The sequence below is a fragment of the Promicromonospora iranensis genome, from assembly GCF_028994805.1.
Lineage (GTDB): Bacteria > Actinomycetota > Actinomycetes > Actinomycetales > Cellulomonadaceae > Promicromonospora > Promicromonospora iranensis.
The window spans coordinates 106,534-127,025 of record NZ_JAJQQP010000008.1 but is presented as its reverse complement, the minus strand read 5'-3'; the positions used below and the strand labels follow the sequence as shown (position 1 = coordinate 127,025).

General features: G+C 73.2%; 19 protein-coding genes. 8 read left to right on the top strand and 11 right to left on the bottom strand.

The genetic code is table 11. The annotated features are described in order from the left end of the window. Positions 1–103: 103 nt before the first annotated feature. Together LUM46_RS15075 and LUM46_RS15070 are read left to right on the top strand one after the other, a co-directional pair. Entirely contained in the window at positions 104–1,789 is a 1,686-nt protein-coding gene (locus LUM46_RS15075) for a discoidin domain-containing protein (RefSeq protein ID WP_274994938.1), read from the top strand. Positions 1,790–1,881: 92 nt separating this feature from the next. Beyond that, positions 1,882–2,934 (top strand): LacI family DNA-binding transcriptional regulator, encoded by a 1,053-nt coding sequence (locus LUM46_RS15070; protein ID WP_274994937.1) that lies wholly within the window; start codon positions 1,882–1,884, stop codon positions 2,932–2,934. 40 nt (positions 2,935–2,974) lie between these two features. On the opposite strand, the gene LUM46_RS15065 is transcribed toward LUM46_RS15070, so the two are convergent. Both LUM46_RS15065 and LUM46_RS15060 read right to left on the bottom strand, forming a co-directional pair. Beyond that, on the bottom strand, positions 2,975–5,020 hold the full coding sequence (locus LUM46_RS15065) for a restriction system modified-DNA reader domain-containing protein (protein WP_274994936.1): 2,046 nt from the start codon (positions 5,018–5,020) through the stop codon (positions 2,975–2,977). 113 nt (positions 5,021–5,133) lie between these two features. Next, positions 5,134–5,457, bottom strand: coding sequence for a thiamine-binding protein (locus tag LUM46_RS15060; RefSeq protein ID WP_274994935.1), 324 nt, complete (start codon positions 5,455–5,457; stop codon positions 5,134–5,136). A 34-nt stretch (positions 5,458–5,491) separates the two neighbouring features. Here LUM46_RS15060 and cofD point away from each other — a divergent pair, with 34 nt between their 5' ends. From cofD to LUM46_RS15045, 3 genes are all read left to right on the top strand, one after another. Then, a complete protein-coding gene (gene cofD, locus LUM46_RS15055; protein WP_274994933.1) occupies positions 5,492–6,412 on the top strand; it encodes a 2-phospho-L-lactate transferase in 921 nt (306 codons plus the stop codon). Further along, positions 6,409–7,074: a 2-phospho-L-lactate guanylyltransferase gene (gene cofC / locus LUM46_RS15050; protein WP_274994932.1), complete on the top strand. Its 666-nt coding sequence runs from the start codon at positions 6,409–6,411 to the stop codon at positions 7,072–7,074. The genes cofD and cofC overlap by 4 nt, the downstream gene beginning before the upstream one ends. A 61-nt stretch (positions 7,075–7,135) precedes the next feature. Then, positions 7,136–8,278 (top strand): FAD-dependent monooxygenase, encoded by a 1,143-nt coding sequence (locus LUM46_RS15045; RefSeq protein ID WP_274994931.1) that lies wholly within the window; start codon positions 7,136–7,138, stop codon positions 8,276–8,278. Between the two features lie 21 nt (positions 8,279–8,299). Here the strand turns inward: LUM46_RS15045 and LUM46_RS15040 are convergent, their stop codons facing one another. Continuing rightward, positions 8,300–9,841 (bottom strand): aminotransferase-like domain-containing protein, encoded by a 1,542-nt coding sequence (locus LUM46_RS15040; RefSeq protein WP_274994930.1) that lies wholly within the window; start codon positions 9,839–9,841, stop codon positions 8,300–8,302. Positions 9,842–9,934: 93 nt separating this feature from the next. On the opposite strand from LUM46_RS15040, the gene LUM46_RS15035 reads away from it, so the two are divergent. Beyond that, on the top strand, positions 9,935–10,918 hold the full coding sequence (locus tag LUM46_RS15035; RefSeq protein ID WP_274994928.1) for an aldo/keto reductase: 984 nt from the start codon (positions 9,935–9,937) through the stop codon (positions 10,916–10,918). 29 nt (positions 10,919–10,947) lie between these two features. Here LUM46_RS15035 and LUM46_RS15030 read toward each other — a convergent pair whose 3' ends face one another. After that, on the bottom strand, positions 10,948–11,652 hold the full coding sequence (locus tag LUM46_RS15030) for an SDR family oxidoreductase (protein WP_274994926.1): 705 nt from the start codon (positions 11,650–11,652) through the stop codon (positions 10,948–10,950). Positions 11,653–11,732: 80 nt separating this feature from the next. Here LUM46_RS15030 and LUM46_RS15025 point away from each other — a divergent pair, with 80 nt between their 5' ends. Next, a complete protein-coding gene (locus LUM46_RS15025) occupies positions 11,733–12,110 on the top strand; it encodes a winged helix-turn-helix transcriptional regulator (RefSeq protein WP_274994925.1) in 378 nt (125 codons plus the stop codon). A gap of 6 nt (positions 12,111–12,116) precedes the next feature. Here LUM46_RS15025 and LUM46_RS15020 read toward each other — a convergent pair whose 3' ends face one another. Further along, positions 12,117–12,722 (bottom strand): nitroreductase family protein, encoded by a 606-nt coding sequence (locus tag LUM46_RS15020; RefSeq protein WP_274994924.1) that lies wholly within the window; start codon positions 12,720–12,722, stop codon positions 12,117–12,119. A gap of 88 nt (positions 12,723–12,810) precedes the next feature. Between LUM46_RS15020 and LUM46_RS15015 the strand changes: the two genes are divergently transcribed. Then, positions 12,811–13,140, top strand: a complete 330-nt coding sequence (locus tag LUM46_RS15015; RefSeq protein WP_274994923.1) for a cupin domain-containing protein — start codon at positions 12,811–12,813, stop codon at positions 13,138–13,140. A gap of 166 nt (positions 13,141–13,306) precedes the next feature. Here LUM46_RS15015 and LUM46_RS15010 read toward each other — a convergent pair whose 3' ends face one another. The 6 genes from LUM46_RS15010 to LUM46_RS14985 all read right to left on the bottom strand — a co-directional run bounded on the left by LUM46_RS15010 (position 13,307) and on the right by LUM46_RS14985 (position 20,473). Further along, a complete protein-coding gene (locus LUM46_RS15010) occupies positions 13,307–14,608 on the bottom strand; it encodes a serine hydrolase domain-containing protein (RefSeq protein WP_274994922.1) in 1,302 nt (433 codons plus the stop codon). Between the two features lie 298 nt (positions 14,609–14,906). Further along, positions 14,907–17,822, bottom strand: coding sequence for an FAD-binding and (Fe-S)-binding domain-containing protein (locus LUM46_RS15005; protein WP_274995159.1), 2,916 nt, complete (start codon positions 17,820–17,822; stop codon positions 14,907–14,909). 393 nt (positions 17,823–18,215) lie between these two features. Then, a complete protein-coding gene (locus LUM46_RS15000) occupies positions 18,216–18,659 on the bottom strand; it encodes an OsmC family peroxiredoxin (protein WP_274994921.1) in 444 nt (147 codons plus the stop codon). Positions 18,660–18,734: 75 nt separating this feature from the next. Beyond that, a complete protein-coding gene (locus LUM46_RS14995) occupies positions 18,735–19,607 on the bottom strand; it encodes a hypothetical protein (protein WP_274994920.1) in 873 nt (290 codons plus the stop codon). A 55-nt stretch (positions 19,608–19,662) separates the two neighbouring features. Continuing rightward, positions 19,663–20,217, bottom strand: a complete 555-nt coding sequence (locus tag LUM46_RS14990; RefSeq protein ID WP_274994919.1) for an RNA polymerase sigma factor — start codon at positions 20,215–20,217, stop codon at positions 19,663–19,665. Positions 20,218–20,371: 154 nt separating this feature from the next. Then, positions 20,372–20,473, bottom strand: a complete 102-nt coding sequence (locus LUM46_RS14985; protein WP_274995158.1) for a carbohydrate-binding protein — start codon at positions 20,471–20,473, stop codon at positions 20,372–20,374. Positions 20,474–20,492: the final 19 nt, after the last annotated feature.

Below are 20,492 nucleotides of genomic sequence, written 5' to 3'. Positions count from 1 at the left end.
AAACCCTTGACCTGTGACGGGCGGGTCCGCGACAGTGTCCGAGAGAGCGCTCTCTCGCTGCGCTCTCGCCCCTGCCTGTCCGACGTTCGAAGGAGCACGTCACATGCGCAAACATCTCCGCCGGTTCGCGGCCGCGGCGTCCGCCGCGTCCCTCCTCGCGCTGGGTGCGCTCACCCAGCTCCCGGTGGCGACGGCCGCCGCCGAGCCGCTCTCCCAGGGTCGGCCCGTCACCACGTCCAGCACCGAGTTCACCTGGAGCACCGGAGCCAACGCCGTCGACGGCGACCCCGGCACCCGCTGGTCCAGCGCCGCCGCCGACAACCAGTGGATCCGCGTCGACCTGGGCTCGGTCCAGGCCATCGACCGGGTCGTCCTCGACTGGGAGGGCGCGTACGCGTCCGGCTTCCGGATCGAGGTCTCCCACGACGCCAGCACCTGGTCCACCATCTACTCGACCACCACCGGGACCGGCGGGGACCAGGACCTCGACGTCGACGGCAGCGGGCGCTACCTGCGCCTGTGGGTCACCCAGCGCGCCACGCAGTGGGGTGTCTCCCTGTGGGAGCTGCAGGTGCTCGGCGCCGGCGGCGTCGGGCAGCCCGGCGACACGACGCTGCTCTCGTACGGCAAGGCGGGCACGGCCTCCAGCTCGCAGGACGACGGCACGTGCTGGCAGTGCTCGCCCGACAAGGCGTTCGACCTCGACCCCGCCAGCCGCTGGGCCGTCGACCCCGACACGGGCTGGGTCGACGAGGGCTGGATCGCCGTCGACCTCGGCGCCGCCGCGCAGCTCAGCAGCGTGGTGCTGCAGTGGGACCCGGCGTTCGCCACCACCTTCGACATCGAGGTCTCCGACGACGGGAGCACCTGGCGCAGCGTGCACACCACCACCGGCGGCACGGGCTTCAGGCAGACCATCCCGCTCGACGCCGAAGGCCGGCATGTCCGCGTGCACATGCGCGACCGGAGCGGCCCGTACGGCTACTCGCTGTGGGAATTCCAGGTCTACGGCACCGGTGGCGCGCCCACCGCTCCCCCGGCAGAGCCTGCCGACCCGGACTTCGCCGACCTCGACCTCGTCTGGAGCGACGAGTTCGACGGCGCGGCGGGCAGCCCTGCGAACGCCGCCCGGTGGACGATCGACCCGGGCCTGCCGCAGAACAACGAGCAGCAGGTCTACACCCCGAGCGGCAACGGGTTCCACGACGGTCAGGGCAACTTCGTGCTCGAGGCCCGGCGGGAGGACCGTGACGGACGCCAGTTCACCTCGCACCGGATGAACACGTCAGGGACGTTCAACACCCAGTACGGCCGGTTCGAGGCGCGGGTGAAGGTCCCCGAGGGCCGCGGCCTGTGGCCCGCGTTCTGGATGATGGGTTCCGACTTCCTCGAGGGCCGTCCGTGGCCGTACAACGGCGAGATCGACATCATGGAGTTCATCGGCCAGGACCCCACTCGCGCCCACTCGACGCTGCACGCACCGGCGTACAACGGCGCCGGTGGCTACGGCGGCGGGTACTCCCTCCCCGACGGCTCGAAGATCTCGGACGGCTTCCACACCTGGGCCGCCGAGTGGGACAGCGAGGGCATCCAGTTCTCCCTCGACGGTCGCGACGTCTTCTACGCCGACCGGGACACCGTGGAGTCGACGCGCGGGCCCTGGGTCTACGACCACGACTTCTACATGATCCTCAACCTCGCCGTCGGCGGTGACTGGCCCGGCCCGCCGGACGCCACCACGCCGTTCCCGTCGAGGATGCTGGTCGACTACGTCCGCGTCTACCAATAACCACTGCCCTCGTTGAGTGCTGGGTATTTGTGGGTCTCGGGCCCGCAGACCCACAAATACCCAGCACTCAACGAGGGGGTATAACTGGGCGAGTGCAGAATCTTGGGGCCGGGCGGCCTACGCTCGAGGCGGTCGCCTCCGTCGCGGGAGTCTCGCGCGCGACCGTGTCGCGCGTGATCAACGGGGTGCCGACCGTCGACCCGGAGATCGTCGAGGTCGTGAGCCGGGCGATCGAGGAGACCGGCTACGTGCCGAACCTGGCTGCCCGGTCACTCGTGACGCGGCGCACCGGCTCGGTGGCCCTCGTGGTCTCCGAGCCGCCGGAGCAGCGCTCGCCGCTGCCGTTCCTCGAACGGCTCTTCACCGACCCCTACGTGGGGCGGGTGACCGCGGGCGCCCAGACCGTGCTGCGGCCCCGCGACATCCACCTCGCGATCATCCCCGCCGACCCGCCCGCGCACGACCAGGTGGTGCGGTACGTACGGCAGGGGCACGTGGACGGGGTGCTCCTCATCACGTCCAGCTCGGCGGACCCGCTGCCCGCCCGGCTCGCCGCGCTCTCCGTGCCGCTGGTGCTCTCCACCCGCACCACCCTGCCGGGGGTCGCCTGGGTCGACCTGGACCAGGCCGCCGGCGGCCGGCTCGCCGCGGCGCACCTCGCCGCGTCCGGGCGCACGCGGCTCGCCGTGGTCGCCGGGCCGTCCGACGCGCCGTTCGGGCACGCGCGGCTCCAGGGGTTCCTGGACGGGGTGCGGGCCGCCGGGCTGCCGGAGCCCGAGGTGGTCACCGCCGACTTCACCCGCCCGGGCGGTGAGGCCGCGGTCCGGGAGCTGCTGGCCGCCAGGCCGGACGTCGACGGCGTCTTCGCGGCGAACGACCTCATGGCCGACGGCGTGTCGACGGCGCTGCGCACCGCGGGCCGAGAGGTGCCGCGGGACGTCGCGGTCGTCGGCTTCGACGACTCGAGCGTCGCCGCGCAGGCCCATCCGCCGCTGACGACGGTGCGTCAGCCCGTCGAGGACATGGCCGAGGCCATGGCCCGGCTCCTGCTGGCCGCCCTCCGACGGGCCCAGGAGCCGGACGGCGAGCCGGCGGGCGGCTCGGAGACGTTCGTGCCCGAGCTCGTGGTGCGCGCGTCGGGCTGAGGTCAGGCTCTGTGGGTATCGCCTGAGCCTGCGGTTCCGCTCAGGCGAACCGGCGGGAGAACTCCTCGACGAGCGTGGGACCGGTGTCGCCGAGGCGCCACACGCTCCAGCCGTCGGCCGTGTACGAGCCCGAGGCCGCCGTCGCAGCCGAGTCCGGGTGCCGGTACCGAGCGCCGTTGGCGAGCTCGATGGCGCCGTCCGGCAGGAGCATCGCCTCGAAGTGCTGGTTGCGGCGCGGGCGCGACCACACGATGCGCGTGGGGGTGCCGATGCTGCGGGCCAGCGCCTCGAGGTCGGGGTCGTCCTCCTCCTCGAACAGCATCGGGGTGCTGGCCCGGATGCTCTCGCTCGGCGGCACGGGGCGGGCCGGCGCCTCGGGGGCGCTCGACGGGTACGGGTCCGCGGCGAACGCCGTCTGCCCGTAACCGTCGTCGGGGCCGGCCATGTAGCCGCCGGACTCCCAGGGGTTCTGCTCCGTGACCACCGGGGCCACGTTGTCCGCGTAGGGCGTGTACCCCGGCTGCTCGCCGTAGCCGTAGCCGTTCTGGTCGCCGTACCCGGCCGCCGGCTCAGGGGTGTACCCGTACGTCTGCGGGGCGGGCGCGAAGGCCGACTCCGCGCTGTACGCGGGCTCCTGGGTGAAGCGGGGCCTGGTGATGTCGAAGTCGTCGGGCTGGTTCGAGCCCGCACCGGGAAAGGCAGGGGCGTCGTCGTACGACGGCGGCTGCCACAGGTTCTCCTCCGCCGGCTCCGGCTGCGGCGCGGGCGGTGGCGGATAGTTCGGCGCGGCGGACGGCGTCGGGTCCGACGCCGGGTAGGCCGTCGGCCCGTCGGGCTGGGTCGACGCCGCGAACCGGTCGGTGCGCGAGCGGCGACGGACGGACGGTGCCGGCTCGGCCGGCGCCGGGGCGGCGACGTCGCCGAGCGAGGAACGGCTGGACGCCAGCCGCGGCGGGGTGCTCGGCGTCGGGCGGGACTCCGCGCCGGGACGCACCGAGGACACCGGGGCGCTCGGCGTGCTGCCGGGGTCCGCGGGCGCCTGCGTGGCGTCCGGTACGGTGGCGGCGGCCTGGGCGCGGCGCCCGGCACGGGTGCCCGCCACCCGCTCGGACGTGTTGCCGGCCGTGGAACGCTCGGGCGTGCTGCCACGGGCAGCGCCACCCCGAAGACTCGACCGCAGACCGGTCGCCGCGTTGGTCGGGCCGGAGACCGGGTTGTCGGCGAGCGGCGTCGGGTTGTCGGCGCGGGCCGGGGCCTGCCGCGCGGCGCGCTCCGCGCGGGACGGCGGGGCCTGCGGGGCGCGGGACTGCGGCGCCTGCGCCACGACCGGCATCTTGCCGGTGAGCGCGTAGCCGACCTTGACGCCCTCCTCGAAGGCGTCCTTGGGCGGCGCGGAACCACCGGCGACCCCACCGGTGACGCCCGTGCCCATCGAGCCGCTGACGGACCCTTCCATCGAAGCCGTGATGGACCCACCGATCGGCGCCGACTTGGGCGCGGGCAGGCCCGGCGGGAGATGCACGACGAGCGGCGAGACGTCGAGGAACTTGCGGCCGTCGTTCGAGTTCACGACGCCCATCTTCAGCACCTCGACGGGCATCGTGGGCTGGCGCAGGAAGTCGACGGCGTTGAGGATCTCGTCGGGCGCGTTCTGGCAGATGATGATGAGCCGAGCGCCGCTGCCGCCGTTCTTTCCCTGCGTGCGCGTGATCGGCACGCTGTCGTAGAAGGCGGCGACGTCGTGCTGGAACGAGCTCGCGCCGCCGCTGTAGCGCGCGGCGAGGTCCGCCCGCGTCAGCCGGCCGGCGGCTCCCGCGTGGTCGAGTGCCTTGGCGAGGTTCTCGCGGTCGAGGTCCGCGACCAGCTCCACGACGACCGGGGAGCCCGACGCGTCGAGCGCCAGCAGGTGCGGCTCGTCCGGGCCCGACCCCTGAGCGATCGGGAACACCTCTTCACCGAGGAGCCCGTCGATGTGGGAGTCGACCACCTGGTTCGCGGTGGTCTTCAGTCCCGGTTCCGAACCGTCCGCGCCGTTCGTGGACGTCACGAGGAGGGGCCGCTGGGTGTCGACCTCGAACAGTGGCATCTCGTGATCTCCCGGGGTCCTGCGGCATTGGTCCGCCTTAGCCTAAAGGCCGGGAGCCGGAGACTGGAAACACGGGGGTGAAGGTGTCGTGACAGTTGTCACGAGCACGGCGCTCAGGAATGACCGGTCTCCGACTCGTCGGCGGCGAGCCGTTCCTCGACCCGGGTGATCTTGCTGGCGATCTGCCCGTCGGGCGCGCCAGGGCGGATGTCGGCCTTGATCACCAGTGACACACGGTGCCCGCCGCGAGACACGGCGTCGGTGGCGCGCTGGATCACGGGCATCACCTGGTCCCAGGTCCCTTCGATCTCGGTGAACATCGAGGTCGTCCGGTTCGGGAGTCCTGACTCCCGGACGATGCGGACAGCCTCGGCAACGTGGTCGGCGACGGACTCGCCTGCGGTCATGGGGGCGACGGAGAACGCGAAGACAGCCATGTACCCAGTCTGCCCCCACACGTAGGCTCGACGCGTGAACGTCACCCTTCTCGCGGGCGGGGTCGGCGGTGCGCGGCTCGCGCACGGCCTGGATCTCGCCCTCGGCGCACCGTCCCTCACCGTCGTCGTGAACGTCGGCGACGACACCGAGCTCCACGGTCTCGCCATCTCCCCCGACATCGACACGGTCGTGTACACCCTCGCGGGCCTGAACGACGAGGAACGGGGCTGGGGCCTGCGCGGCGAGTCCTACGCGACCCTGTCCGCCCTGCGGGACCTCGGCGAGGACACCTGGTTCACGCTCGGCGACCGTGACCTCGCCACCCACATCGTCCGCACCCAGCGTTTGCACCGCGGTGAACCGCTGTCGGCCGTCACCGCGCACCTCGCCCGCGCGATGGGCGTCGGGCCGCGGGTCGTGCCCGTCACCGACGACCACCTCGCCACCCTCGTCGACACCCCGTCGGGCAGGCTCGGGTTCCAGGAGTACTTCGTGGGGCGGCAGCACGCGGACGCCGTCCTCGGCCTGCACTTCGAGGGGGCCGACGCCGCCCGCCCCGCCCCCGGCGTCCTCGACGCGCTGGCCGCGGAGCTGGTGGTGCTCGCGCCGTCGAACCCGTTCCTGTCGATCGAGCCGCTGCTCGCGGTGCACGGCGTCCGCGAAGCGCTCGCCACCGCCTCCGGCCGCCGCGTGGCGGTGAGCCCCATCGTGGGCGGACAGGCGATCAAGGGCCCGGCCGCCCAGATCCTGGAGACGCTGGGCCACGAGGTGTCGGCGCTCGGCGTGGCCCGGATCTATGCGGACCTCGTGGACGTCATGGTGATCGACGAGCGGGACGCGGGCCTCGCCGGCCCGGTGGCCGACCTCGGCCTGACCGTGCACGTCACCGACACCGTGATGGGCGGCCCGCCCGGCCGCGAGCGCCTGGCCCGCGAGCTGCTGGCGCTGGCGTGACCGGCGTCCGGCCACCGGGCCGGGGCACGACGGCGGTGGTGCCGCTCCGCGACGGCGTGTCGGGCAAGTCGCGGCTGGCCGCGGTGCTCGACGGCGGCTCGCGGCGGCGGCTCGTCCGGGTGCTGGCGCGGCACGTGGTGGCGACGCTGCTCGCCGCGGACGGGGTCGGGCGGGTGGTGGTGGTGACGGCGGACCCGGTCTTCACGCGGGAGACGCTGGCGGGGCTCGAGGTCGAGGTGCTGGAGCAGCCCGCCGGCCGGCCAGGGCTGAACGGCGCGCTGGAGCACGCGCGCGAGGTGCTGACCGCGCGCGGCCCCGGGCCGCTGCTCGTGGCGCACGCCGACCTGCCGGCGCTCTCGCCGGCGGACGTCGTGGCGCTGCTCGCCACGGACGCGCCGGTGGTGGTCGCGACCGACCGGTACGGGTCGGGCACCAATCTCCTGCTGCTCCGTGCCGGGGACGCGGCACGTGGTGCCTTCCGGTTCCGGTTCGGGATCGGCTCGCTGGCGGCCCACCTTGCGGAGGCGGAGGCGCGGGGCCTGGAGGCGGTGGTCGTGGACCGCCCGGGGACGTCGGTGGACCTGGACACCGCCGACGACTGGTCGCAGCTCCCGGATGAAGTTCGGGCCGCCGTCGGCCAGCAGGTGCCCGGTCTGCTGTAATTTGCGCGGTATCGGCGAGTTCGTTTCGCTCGGGAATCCGCCCGCAGACCTGGGAGTCACCGTGAGTGCTGTGCAGAACGTCGGAGTAGTCGGTGCGGGAGCCGCAGGGCTGGCGACCGCCATCCTGCTGGCGGAGGCCGGCGCCGACGTCGTCGTCTACGAGACGAAGCCGACTCTCGGCGCTCTCGGGTCCGGCATCACGCTGCAGGGCAACGCGCTGCGGGCGCTCGACCGGCTCGGGGTCTGGGACCAGGTGCGGGCGAGGTCGTTCTCGTTCGACGTGCTCGGCATCCGCGCCCCCGGCCCGGAGGCGCCCCTGGTCGCCGAGATGCCGGACAACAAGATGGGTGGCCCCGACTATCCGGCGACCGCCGGCATGTTCCGGCCCGACCTGGCCGAGATCATGCTCGCGCGGGCCCAGGCGCTCGGTGCGAACGTCCGTTTCGGCGCCCGGGTCACCGCGGTCACCCACGCCGACGACGGCGTCACGCTCACCATCTCGACGGACGCCGGGGGCGAGCAGGTGACGCACGAGCTCGTCGTCGGGGCGGACGGGCTCAACTCCGCGGTCCGCGAGCAGATCGGGATCACCACCCGGCCGGAGCCGAACGGGATGGGCATCTTCCGCGCCTTCGTCAAGCGCCCGCCCGAGGCCGACCACACGGAGCTCGTGTTCGGCGGCCCGTCCTACATCGCGGGGTTCTGCCCCACCGGCGAGGACACGATGTACGCGTACCTGGTCGAGGACAAGCAGGACCGCCAGGGCATGACGCCCGAGGAGGGCTCGAAGATCATGGCGGAGCTGGCGCGCCCGTACGGCGCCCACTGGAACGCCGTCCGCGCCCAGCTCGAGCAGGGCGTCGAGCACGTCCACTACACGTGGTTCACCAGCCACGTCGTCGCGGAGCCGTGGAACCGCGGCCGGGTGGTCGTCATCGGCGACGCCGCACACTCCTGCCCGCCCACCGTTGCCCAGGGTGCCGCGCAGGCGCTCGAGGACGCTGTGGTGCTGGGCGACGTGCTGGGCAGGTACGACGCGCTGTCCGACGAGCTGTGGGCCGAGTTCCACGCACGCCGGGTGCCCCGCGCGACCACGGTCGTCGAGGCGTCGAACCAGATCGCGGCCTGGCTGCTGGCCCGCGAGCGCGGCGACGTGCAGGGCGTGCACCGGACCGTCTCCGACCTGGTCTCCCAGGAACCGTGAGGCGCAGAGGGGCGTGACGGGTCACCCTGCCGCGGCCTCGACGGCCGCGCGCAGGCTCCCGACCGCCTCCGCGAGGCGCGCGTCAGCCAGGTTGCCGTAGCCGACCACGAGCACCGTCGAGCCGGCCGACGGCGCGACCTGGTACCGGCGGAGGTCGACCAGCGCGACGTCCCGGGCAGCCCCCTCCCGGACGACGGCGGCGGCGTCGAGCCGGGTGGTGCCGACTCCGGGCAGGTCGAGACCGGGCAGGTCGAGGCCGGCGAGGTCCACCGTCACGTGCATCCCGGCTGCGATCCCGCCGACCCGCGCACCGGGCAGCTCGCTGTCGAGGGCGGCCAGCAGCGCGGCCCGGCGTCGGGCATAGCGGCCACGGGCCGCACGCAGGTGCCGCGCGAAGGCGCCGTCCGCGACGAACCGGGCGAGGGTGAGCTGGTCCAGCGTGGCCGGGCCAGGTGTGGGCCCGCGCCCCATGGAGACCTCCAGCACCGCGGCGCGCCACCGCTCCGGCACCACCATCCAGCCGATACCGAACGCCGGCGCGAGGGTCTTGCTCGTCGCGCCGAGCAGCAGCACCCGGTCCGGGTCCAGGCCCTGCAGGGCAGGCACGGGACGGCGGTCGTAGCGGAACTCGGCGTCGTAGTCGTCCTCGATCACCAGCCCGTCCGCCTCCCGCGACCAGTCGAGCACCGCCGCTCGCCGGGCCTCGGACAGCGCGGCACCCAGCGGGAACTGGTGCGCGGGGGTGAGCAGGACCGCCCGGGCACCCGTGCGGTCGGCCTGGCTGCGCAGCCGGTCCGTGGCGATCCCGTCGTGGTCCACGGGGACGGGGACCGGGACCAGACCGGCAGCCGCGGCGACGTCGCGCAAGGGGGCCCAGCTCGGGTCCTCGACGAGCAGGTGCGTGTGCCCGGCGGCGGCCAGCGCAGCGGCGATCCGCGACATTCCGTCCGAGGCGCCCCGGGAGAGCACCACCGCACGATCCGGCCCGGAGGTCATGCGCGCGCGGCGCAGATGGGTCGCCACCGCTTCGCGCGCCGCCGGGTGGCCGGCGGCCGGCTGCCCGCCCAGGTCGTCGTTCGTCGCTGCCGCCAGCGCGTCCCGCGCGGCCCGCAGCCAGGCCTCCCGCGGGACGTGCCGCAGGTCGGGCACCCCCGGCGCGAGATCGTGCGTCGCACGGCGCGGCGCGTGTTCCGGAGCCCCGCCCGCCGGCCGGGTCGCGTCCGCCGGCCGGGCGGCGTCCACGGGCCCTCCCGGTCGCGGCCCTGGCCCTGGCCCGGCCATGCCACCGTCGGCCAGGGGCGGGGCGACCCGGGTCGCCGAACCCGTCCGTGCGTCGAGGACCCCCTTGCTCACCAGGTGGCCGTACGTCTCGGTGACCACCCAGCGCGAGATCCCGAGGGTGTCGGCGAGCGCCCGGCTCGGCGGCAGCGCGGTGCCCGGCGTGAGGCGACCCGACGCGATGCCCTCGAGGATCGCCCGCTCCAGCCGGTGCCGCAGCGCTCCCGGCCCGGGCGCGAGCGCGATCAGCACCTCGTCCGCAGAATTGGTCTGGTCCAGTGCCATGGCATTGGACCGTAGCACCAGACCGATCGCTGCCTAGCGTGGTCAGCACCGGGCCGGACCGCCCGGGGACGAAGCAGGCCGAAGGAGCAGAGCATGCAGTACCGCACGCTGGACAACGGGCACACCTCGTTCGAGGTGTCGACGCTGTGCCTGGGCACGATGTTCATGGGCACCCGGACCGACGAGGAGACGTCGTTCGCGATCCTTGACCGGTTCGTCGAGGCCGGGGGTACGTTCCTCGACACGGCGAACAACTACAACGCGTGGGTCGGCGGGCACGGCCGCGACTCCGAGGACGTGCTCGGCCGCTGGCTCGCCGCGCGGGGCAACCGCGACAGCCTGCGGATCGCGACCAAGCTGGGCGCGGCGAAGAAGGACCCCGCCCTGCCGCTGTCGACCACGCCACCCACGAACTACCAGGGGCTGGCCGCACCGACGATCGACCGTGAGGCACGCGAGAGCCTGCGTCACCTGGGCACCGACCACATCGACGTGCTCTACGGGCACGTCGACGACCTCGAGACGCCGCTCGACGAGACGGTGGGCGCGTTCGGCAAGCTGGTCGACGAAGGGCTCGTGGGCATCCCGGGCATCTCGAACGTCGCGCTGTGGCGGGTCGTCGAGGCGCGGGAGGCCGCCGCGCGCCTGGGTGTCGCGCCCTACGGCGCCGTCCAGCAGTGCTACAGCTACGTCTACCCGCGCCCGCAGCCGATCCGGACCAACTGGGCGACGCCGGAGCTGCTCGACTACGCCCGCTCCACGGGTACGCCCGACCGCCCCGGTCTCACGGTGATGGCGTACTCCCCGCTGCACCAGGGCGTGTTCACGCGGGACGACAAGTCGCTCTTCAACGGTGCGGACCACGCGGGGTCCCGGGCACGGCTCGCGGTCCTGCGCGCCGTGGCCGCCGAGATCGGGGCGACGCCGAACCAGGTGGCGCTCGCCTGGCTGCTGGGCGGCGAGGTCCCGGTGGTGCCGGTGTTCGGGGCGAGCAGCGTGGCGCAGCTCGACGAGGCGCTCGGCGCGACGGACCTGGTCCTGGACGACGACGTGCGGGCGCGCCTCGACGAGGCGTGAACCTCGAGCCGAGACCCGGCGGCGCCCCGTCAGGAGGTCATGTGGCGGGCGCCGCCCTCGAGGTGGACCGTCTCGCCGGAGATGAAGCCGGCGCGCAGCAGCCACATCACCGCCTCGACGACATCGCCGGACTCGCCGTACCGTCCGACCAGCGTTCCAGCGGCACTCTTGCTCAGCAAGCCGGCCTTGTCGTCGCCCAACCGGTCCCACGCACCCGAGTCGACGACACCGGGCGAGACGGCGTTGACCCGCACCGGTGCGAGGTCCGCCGCGAGATGGCGGGCGAGGTACTCGACCGCACCGTTGGTCACTCCCTTGACCAGCGAGCCCGGTCCCGGCCGCCACCCGACGACCCCGGAGAACAGCACGATCGACCCGCTCGGCCGCAGCGCCGGCGCGAAGTGCTTGGCGACCAGCATCGGTCCGATCACCTTCGCCGTGAACGCGGCCACCAGCTTGTCGCGATCCAGCTCGACGGCCCGGACGTCGTGCGGCGCGGAGCCGGTCGTCACGATGTGGTCGATCCCGTCCACGAGCCGTGCGGCCGCGGCGGCCATCGTCGTCTCGTCCTGCAGGTCGATGCGCACCGCCGTCGCGCCGATCTCGGTCGCCAGCGCCTCGGCGGCAGCCAGATCACGTGCACCGATCACCACCTCGTACCCGTCCTTCGCCGCACGCCTCGCGACCGCCGCCCCCAGCGCCCGCGCACCGCCGATGACCAGGATCCGTTCCATGTTCGCCACTCCCTCTCGTAGGATCGGACCTCACGGTATGGATTTGATACCGGTATCTTCAACGGAACGGGGAGCGCCCTATGGGCAAGGCGTACGACGTGATGGCGGCGACCTGTCCGAGCCGGACCGTGCTCCACCGCATCGGCGCCCGCTGGACCGTGTTCGTCGTCAACGCCCTCGCCGACAGCCCGCGCCGCTTCACCGACCTCAAGGCGCACATCCAAGGGATCACCCCGAAGGTCCTGACCGAGACGCTCCGCTCCCTCGAAGCCGATGGCCTGATCAGTCGGCACGAGTACGCCGAGAACCCGCCACGTGTCGAGTACGACCTGACCCCGCTGGGACGCTCGCTCCTCGTCCCGCTCAGCGCCGTACGACTCTGGGCCGAACAGCACGTCCCCGACATCGAGGCCGCCCGGGCTCGTCACGAGGACCGGACGCACGCCGCCACGGTGTGACCACAGCTACCAGCCGCCACGGTGCACGACCTCGTCGAAGGGCTTGCGCCTGCGGCGGGTGGGCGAGCCCTTCGCCCCACCGTCGGCCGGGTGCCCGATCGCGACGACGCCGGTGATCTCGTACTCGTCAGGGATGCCGAGCTCGTCCCGGACCGCTCCCACGTGCTCCGGCGGGACACCGAAGAAGCACGCGCCCAGCCCTTCGTCGACGGCGGTCTGGAGCATGAGCAGCGACGCCATACCGACGTCGACGTGCCAGAACGGGACCGGCCAGCGGGACTCGTCGAGGTCCTCCCAGCCCTTGTCCTTCTCCGCGTACCGCCGCAGGTAGGCCGCCTTGGACGCGAGCGCGAGGACGATCACGGGGGCGGTCCGCATCCCCGCGAGCCACGCCGACATGTCGCGCTCCGAGGTGTCCGGCGTCGAGGCAGCCCAGAACCGGTCCCGGTCCGCTGCGGTCTCCAGCACCACGAACGCCCAGCCCTGGCTGAAGCCCGCGCTCGGGGCGCGGACGGCGTTGCGGGTGATCCGGTCGACGGCCTCGGCCGGCACCGGCTCGTCGGTGAACGTACGGTGCATCCGGCGCTTGCGGACGACGTCCTGGAATTCCATGGGGCTCATTGTCTGCCCTCGGCCCGGCGATCTTCGGCGGGCGTCGAATCCGGTTGCCGCGTGGCGGCGCGCCCGCCAGCCTGTGCGCATGACTCTTCAGGCCATCGAGCAGGCGACGCTGCCGCACAACAACTTCGAGGGGTACCTCCACGGATCGGAGGTGTCCGTCATCTTCGAGCGGGTCACGCAGGACGGCTTCGGGCCCCGCCTGCACCGGCACCCCTACTCCGAGACGTTCGTGATCCGGTCGGGCCGGGTGCTCTTCACCGTGGCCGGTGAGGAGATCCAGGCCGTCGGTGGCCAGATCCTCGTGGTCGAGGCGATGGTGCCGCACAAGTTCAAGACCCTCGGTGCGGACCTCTACGAGGCGGTCCACATCCACGCGAACGACCGGTTCGAGACGGAGTGGCTGGAATGAGCGCCGCTGTCGCCGGGGGGACGGCGACGCTCTGGCTCAGCCGGGCGAGGCTCGACAGGCCAGGAAATCGACCCCTACACGATGCACGCTGTCGTCGGCGTGTCGCATGCATTGTGTAGGGGTCGATCTGGCTTCGATGTGAGCCTGCTGGGGAGGCGGTTCTAGGTCAGCAGGTGGCGCGCATCATTCCCACCAGCAGCTCGTTGAAGTCGTACAGCGGCTCTTCCGTGAGCACCGGGTAGGCGACGTCCCGCCCGGTGATACCGAGGGACACCTGGCGCTCACCGTCGGGTGATGTCAGGTTGACCGAGATGGTGCCGAACGAGGCGCCGTCGTGCCCGTAGAGCCAGCCGCCGGGGACGCACGGGTCGGGAAGCCGGTAGACGCCGAGCCCGTAGTCGGGGAACGCCTCCTGGCCGACGGTGCGCGGCTCGAGCATGTCCGCGGTGGTCCCCGCACCGACCAGCCGGCCGGTGACCAGGGCCTCGGTGAAGTCGGCGAGGTCCTCGGTGGTGCTGGTGGCGGCGCCCGCCGCGTCGAACAGGCTCGGGTCGAAGTGGTCGAGGTCGTACCAGCCCTGACCCGCGGGACCGGTGTACGCCGACTCGTGGAGGAACGGCCCGCGCGTGCCCGGCTCGTCCGGGTACGCGCTCTGCCACATCCCGGCCGGCGCGAAGACCCGGTGCTGCAGCAGGCGCTCGACGCTGCGGCCGGTGACCTCCTCCAGCATCATGCCGAGCACCACGTAACCCGCGTTCGAGTAGGAGAAGCCCTCCCCCGGCTCGTTCATCCACGGGGCGGACTGCAGCGCCTCGATGTGGTCGGCGGGCGTGACCTCCTGGCCCATCACCTCGAAGAACTCGTCGTACGAGCTCAGGTCGGTCACCCGCGAGGTGAGGATCCAATCCGTCGCCGTCGGAGCGCCCGAACGGTGGCTCAGCAGCTGCTCGATCGTCACCCCGGCCGGCATGACGCCGGGCAGCACGTCCTCGACGGGCGTGTCGAGGGTCCAGGTGCCCTTCTCGACCTCCTGCATGACCAGCGCGGCGATCATCGGCTTGGTGTTGCTCGCCACGCGGAACCGGTCGCGCGGCTTGGCGGGCGCGTGCCCGTCCCGCTCCCGGGTCCCGGCGGCACCGCTCCAGGTCTTCGCCCTCTTCTCGACGCGAGCCGTCACCGCGGTGGCGCCGTCCGCCACGAGGGCGTCCACGGCGGCGTCGAGCTGCGTCCCGGTCGGCGCCTTCGGACCCTGCGCCAGGGTCCGGTTCGCGGCGACGTCGGCCCGGGCCTCGCGGGCGGCGTCGGCCACCATGGCGGACACCGTGTCGGGGACGTCGGGAACCGTGACGGCGGGGGACGGCCGGTCGGTCGTGCTCACGGCGTGCGCCGAGCCTGCGACGACCAGTGGCGCCGCGAGCGCCAGCGTCGCGCTCAGGGCCAGCGCCGCCCGGCGAGTGGTGCGATCCATAGGAGTCTCCTTCGTCTGGGCTGTGCTCCCATCCTGTCGACGGACCTCTCCGCACGGATCACCCCAAGGGCGGATATCCCTCCAACCTGGGGCGGAGCACCCCGAGACGGACACCGGCCGGACCGCCGTGACCGCGCCGTCGAACGGCTACCGGCTCGGCTCTCCGCCGACGCTGACCTTCACCATCGAACGTAGGCCTGGTCGCTCTCGAGCCCGCCGAACGTAGGCCAGGTCGCTTCAAGAGGCCGCAGAGAGCGACCAACCCTACGTTCGGCAGCGCCCTCCGGGACGGCGTCCCCTACAGCCGGTCCGCGATGACCTCTAGCAGGGACTTGCCCTCTACGCCCGCCAGGTCCAGCGCCTGGGTGCGGCAGGAGAAGCCGTCGGCCAGGTAGGTGGTCCCGGGGGCGGCGTCGCGCAGTGCGGGCAGCAGCGCGTTCTCGGCGACCGCCACCGACGTCTCGTAGTGCCCCTTCTGCATGCCGAAGTTGCCGGCCAGGCCGCAGCAGCCCGCGAGGACCTCGACCGTGGCCCCGCCCTGCCGGAGCAGGTTCTGGTCGGCCTCGAACCCCATCACGGAGTGCTGGTGGCAGTGCGGCTGCACGACGGCGGTGACGTCGGCGAGCGACGGCATCTCCCACTCGTCAGGGGTGTCGTCGGAGGTCAGCAGCTCCGCGGCGGTCCGCGTCATGCGGGCGACGGCGTGCGCGCGCGGGTCGTCGGGGAACAGGTCGAGCAGGTCGGAGCGCAGCACCGCGGTGCAGGACGGCTCCAGCCCCATGATCGGGATGCCGTTCACCGCGTACGGGCCGAGCACCTCGAGCAGCTTCAGCAGGCGGCGCCGGGCGCCGTCGAGCTGGCCCGTCGAGATCCAGGTGAGGCCGCAGCAGGCCTGCTCCGACGGCACGATGACGTCGTATCCGGCGGTGGTCAGCACCTTCAGCGCGGCCTGGGGCACGGACGGCGACAGCGTGTCGCTGAACGAGTCGGTCCAGAGCACGACCTTGGGCTTGGTCGCGAGCCGCGCCGCCGTCTCGGCCTCGCGCCCGGGCACGCCCAGCCCTTCGTCGGCCGCGACGCGCAGGCCCGGGACGCCGTGGGTCGCACCGCCGCGTGCGAACCACTGCCGGAACGGGACCTCGGCAAACTTCGGCATCGACCGGCGGGTGTCCATGCCGCCCGCCCACAGGACCGCCTTGCCGACCCACTTCACCCCGAGCAGGCCGTTGACCAGCTCGGGGAGGGCACCCGCGAGGCGGGCCCAGCGCGGCAGCCAGCCGAGGGCGTAGTGGTCGACGGGGCGCAGCTTGCCGCGGTAGGTCCGGTACAGGACCTCCGACTTGTACTGCGCCATGTCGACGCCCGCCGGGCAGTCGCTGGAGCACGCCTTGCACGACAGGCACAGGTCGAGCGACTCCCGCACCTCGGGCGCCTCCAGGCCGCCGACGAGGGTCCCGTTCACCGCCTCCTGCAGCACGCGGGCTCGCCCCCGCGTGACGTCCTTCTCGTCCTTCGTCGCCTGGTAGCTCGGGCACATGAAGCCGCCCGACGCCGAGGTGTCCGCCCGGCACTTGCCCACGCCCACGCAGCGGTGCACCGCCGTCGACAGGTCGTTGTGGTCGTGCGCGAACGAGAAGCCCTCGTACCCGGACCTGCGCCGCACACCGTGGCCGGATCCCTTGCCGACGAGCGGCAGCTTGGTGCGCACCGGCGCCGCCTGGGGCCGGCGCAAGTCGGCGTCCACGGCCCGCGGCCGCACGACGACGCCCGGGTTGAGCAGGTCGTTCGGGTCGAAGAGCGCCTTGAACTGCTCCATCAGCGCGATCGCCTCGGGCGAGTAGATGAGCGGCAGCAGCTCGGACCGGGCGCGGCCGTCCCCGTGCTCGCCGGACAGCGACCCGCCGTAGCTGGCGACGAGCTCGGCCGCCTCGATCATGAAGGTGCGCAGCACCGAGCCCGACGTCTCCAGCGGGATGTCGATCCGGAGGTGCACGCAGCCGTCGCCGAAGTGCCCGTAGGGCAAGCCGTCCACGCCGTAGCGGTCCATGAGCGCCTGCAGGTCCCGCAGGTAGGGGCCCAGCTTCTCGGGCGGCACCGCGGAGTCCTCCCAGCCGGGCCACGCCTGCTCCCCGGCGGGCGTGCGGCCGGCGAGCCCGGCGCCGTCCGCCCGGATCTGCCACATCTTCGTGGCGTCCGGACCTGCGGGCAGCACCAGGGAGTCCAGCGCCGTCGACGACGCGACGATGGCGTCCGCACGACCCAGCGCCTCGGCCTGCGACGAGCCGCCGACCTCGATCATCAGCCAGCCGGAGACGCCGCTCACCGTGGCACCGGGCAGCGGGGGCACCGAGCTGTCACCCTTGGCCCGCCGCACGACGTCGACCAGACGGGCGTCCAGGCCCTCGATCGCGAGCGGCTTGTGGTCCAGCAGGCGGGGGACGTCGTCGGCGGCGGTGGCCATGTCGGGGTAGCCGAGCACGACGAGCGTGGGCGCGCCCGGCGTCTCGACCAGGTTGAGCTCCGCCTCCAGGACCGTGACCAGCGTGCCCTCCGTGCCCACGAGGGCGCGGGCCAGGTTCGAGTCGTTCTCGGGCAGCAGGTGCTCCAGCGAGTAGCCCGACACCTGCCGGCCGAACCGGCCGAACTCGGTGCGGATCAGCGCGAGGTTGTCGCGGACGAGCTCCTTGAGACCGGGGACGTCGGCGAACTCGGGGTCGCCGGACCCTGCGGTGAACCGGCGCCCGGTGCCGTCGACCACGTCGAGCGAGACCACGTTGTCGGCCGTGCGTCCGTAGGCGACGGCGTGCGGGCCGCACGCGTTGTTGCCGATCATGCCGCCGAGCGTGGCGCGGTTCTGGGTGCTCGGGTCAGGACCGAAGCGCAGGCCGTGCCCCTTGGCCTCGGCCTGGAGGGTCGACATGATCGTGCCCGGCTGGACCCGTGCCGTGCGGCGCTCCGGGTCGATGCCCAGCACCCGGTCGAGGTTCCGCCCGAGGTCGAGCACGACGCCGGGACCCACCGAGTTGCCCGCGACCGACGTGCCGGCACCACGCGCCGTGATCGGGACCTTGAGCTCGCGCAGCACCCCGAGCGCCGCGACGACGTCCTCGGCGCTCTCCGGGAAGAGCACTCCCTCGGGCACCACGCGGTAGTTGGACGCGTCGGTGGAGTACTCGGCGCGACGGCGGGTGCTGGTGTCGACGACGCCGTCCATGGCGATCCGCAGTGCGTCGGCGACCGCCTCGCGGGCCGCCTCCGCGGCGTGGTCCGCCTCGCGGCGTGCGGCCTTGCGCCGCTCCTCGCTCTCGGCGCGGCGACGCTCCGCCTCCTCGGCGGCGCGGGCCTCGGCCTTCTCGCGCGCGGCGCGGGCGGCCTCGGCGTCGTCAGCGGTGTGGCCCTTCGAGCCGTGCGCAACGCGGTCGTCGTCGTTCATACCGTTCCGGGACGGGGCGTCGTGGGTAGGCGATGGCACGTCGCGATTCTCGCACCACGAGGAGACAGATCGCGCCATGCGTTCACGGGCGTGGCACCCACGGGCCGAGCTCGCGCCCTCGGGGTCGGGCTGGCCGAGACGGGTCTCGACCAGCCCGACCCCCGACGGGGCGGGTCAGCCCTCGAAGGTGACGTCCACCGTGATCGCGTCGACGCCGGTCAGCGCCTTCGAGATCGGGCAGCCGGTCTTGGCGGCCTCGGCGGCGGCCTTGAAGCCGGCCTCGTCGATGCCCGTCGCGAACCCGCGTACCGTCAGGGCGCTCTGGGTGATGCGGACACCGCCGGCCGGGTCCGGCCCGAGGGTCACGTCCGCCGTGACCTCGATCTGCTCCGGCGTCGCGCCGGCGGAGCCGAGCTCGTTCGTGAACGCCATGGTGAAGCACGACGAGTGCGACGCCGCGAGGAGCTCCTCGGGGCTGGTGACGCCGCCGGCCTGGTCGGCGGTACGCGCGGGCCAGGACACGTCGTACGTGCCGACGCCCGACGACGACATCTCGACCTGCCCCGATCCCTCGGTGAAGGTGCCGTTCCAGGCGGTGCGGGCGGTACGTGTTGCCATGGTTGCGCTCCTTGTGTGACGAGAAGTGTTCTCAACTGTTACTGCGTTCGCGACACTACCGGGCAGGCCGTCTCGTCACAGAGCAAAGTCAAGTTTGTCATCATCAACGGCCATGACGGTCCAACTGCCACCCTCTGCATCAGCGAGATCGTAGGCAGGGACGAACAGCACCGTGCCGTCGGGCAGCGCGTAGCGCACCTCCGTGAGGGTCGCCGCGACGATGGTCACGTCCTCGACGGGCCAGGCGAGCGGTCCGCCCGGTACCGGCGTCGCCGTCGGCCCGGTCTCCTCCCGCGGCGGGGACGGCCGGCCCAGCACCGCCCCGGCGAACCGCGGGTCGCCGAGCCGCTCGACGGCCTCGACCTCGCTGACCACCGGATAGGAGCCGAGGCTCTCACCGTGCGTCCCGGCGACACGCACCTCCGCCGTCCGGGGCACCTCCGAGAGCGCGGCCCCGGCATGGAACACGTACCCGGTCGCCGCGGGCAGGTCGCCGCCGGCGATGAGCGGCTGCAGGCCTTCGGGTGCGGCCCCGCTCTCCTCGCCGCCCTCCTCGCCGCCCTCGTCCCGCTCCGACATGACCGACGGCGCCTGGTCGGCGCTCCCGACCGTGTCGGACGCGGGCGGGGAGCCGAGCCCCGACTCCCCGGCCACGTAGCCGCCTCCGCCCGCCGCGACGATGCCGGCCACCGCGGCCGCGACCAGCCACGGCGTCCGGCGCCGGTGCCGCCGCAGCGCGAGCTCGTCCGACCGCTCGTGCCCGGTGGCCTCACGCCGCACGGCTCCGTGCTCCGCTCCCCCGGCCGGCCGCTGCCCGGCCTGCTCGGCGATCAGCGCGTCCACCTTCGCCCGGAGCACACCCTGCGCCGGGTCGGGCGCACGCCTCGCGGGGTCCGCCGCCACCAGGCGGGCGAACGCCGGGTCCTCCAGCCGCTCGTGCTCGTTCATCGCCGTCCCTCCGTGCCGTGCTCGGCTGCGCACCGTGCACACCCTCTACATGTGCTCATGCGTCCACCGCTTGCTCGTGTGCGTCCCAGGCGTCGCGGAGCCGCGCCCTCGCGCGGGACAGCGCCGCGTCGGCCCCGCCGCGGGAGACGCCGAGCACCTGGGCGAGATCGTCGCCGGAGAGCCCGTCCCAGGCGACGAGCAGCAGGATGCGCCGGTCGCGCGGGGACAGCTGGGACAGCACCTGGCGGACGGCGTCGTCCGCGGCGGCGAAGGTCGCGGGATCCACGTCGTCCGGCTCGTCCGGGACGACGGCGACGGGCAGCGCCCGCATCTTGCGTCGGTGGTTCGCCAGCACGTAGCCGGCCGTCCGGTACATCCACGGCAGCTCGGCGCCGTCGGGCACGTCGTCGCGCCGTCGCCACGCCGTGGCGAGCACCTCCGCGGCGAGGTCCTCGGCGTCGGAGGTGCGACCGCCGTCGGGCAGTCGACGGACGAAGTACGAGTAGAGCGCACGCGAGTGCGCGTCGAAGAGCGCGCTGAACCAGGCATCGTCGTGCGGGAGCCTGTCGCGCGGCGGCTCGTCCTGCGGGGCGCCGGGGCTGTCGTCCACGCCCCCACTCTGTCGTGAACGCCAACGTCCTTGCACCCCATACGCCGAGGTAGTCATGCAGCGAGGTAGTCACCCAGCGTGAACTGAGTGACTACCTCGCTGTATGACTACCTCGGCAACTGACTACTTCGCCAACTGACTAGGCGGGTGAGTGTCAGCAGGCGCCCAGGTCCTGCCACACCCCCCAGTCGGACGGCGCGGGCGTCTCGCCCTGCGTCCACCACTTGGCGCGCCACTCGTGGCCACCGTGCGACACCGTGTCACCGCCCACGTAG

Coding starts and splice junctions, on each gene's coding strand:
- LUM46_RS15075 (WP_274994938.1), top strand. CDS start 104: ATGCGCAAACATCTCCGCCGGTTCGCGGCCGCGGCGTCCGCCGCGTCC.
- LUM46_RS15010 (WP_274994922.1), bottom strand. CDS start 14,608: ATGGATCGCACCACTCGCCGGGCGGCGCTGGCCCTGAGCGCGACGCTG.
- LUM46_RS15060 (WP_274994935.1), bottom strand. CDS start 5,457: ATGGCTGTCTTCGCGTTCTCCGTCGCCCCCATGACCGCAGGCGAGTCC.
- LUM46_RS15030 (WP_274994926.1), bottom strand. CDS start 11,652: ATGGAACGGATCCTGGTCATCGGCGGTGCGCGGGCGCTGGGGGCGGCG.
- LUM46_RS15025 (WP_274994925.1), top strand. CDS start 11,733: ATGGGCAAGGCGTACGACGTGATGGCGGCGACCTGTCCGAGCCGGACC.
- LUM46_RS15065 (WP_274994936.1), bottom strand. CDS start 5,020: ATGCCACTGTTCGAGGTCGACACCCAGCGGCCCCTCCTCGTGACGTCC.
- LUM46_RS15035 (WP_274994928.1), top strand. CDS start 9,935: ATGCAGTACCGCACGCTGGACAACGGGCACACCTCGTTCGAGGTGTCG.
- LUM46_RS15020 (WP_274994924.1), bottom strand. CDS start 12,722: ATGGAATTCCAGGACGTCGTCCGCAAGCGCCGGATGCACCGTACGTTC.
- LUM46_RS15040 (WP_274994930.1), bottom strand. CDS start 9,841: ATGGCACTGGACCAGACCAATTCTGCGGACGAGGTGCTGATCGCGCTC.
- LUM46_RS15015 (WP_274994923.1), top strand. CDS start 12,811: ATGACTCTTCAGGCCATCGAGCAGGCGACGCTGCCGCACAACAACTTC.
- LUM46_RS15005 (WP_274995159.1), bottom strand. CDS start 17,822: ATGGACGGCGTCGTCGACACCAGCACCCGCCGTCGCGCCGAGTACTCC.
- LUM46_RS14995 (WP_274994920.1), bottom strand. CDS start 19,607: ATGAACGAGCACGAGCGGCTGGAGGACCCGGCGTTCGCCCGCCTGGTG.
- LUM46_RS15000 (WP_274994921.1), bottom strand. CDS start 18,659: ATGGCAACACGTACCGCCCGCACCGCCTGGAACGGCACCTTCACCGAG.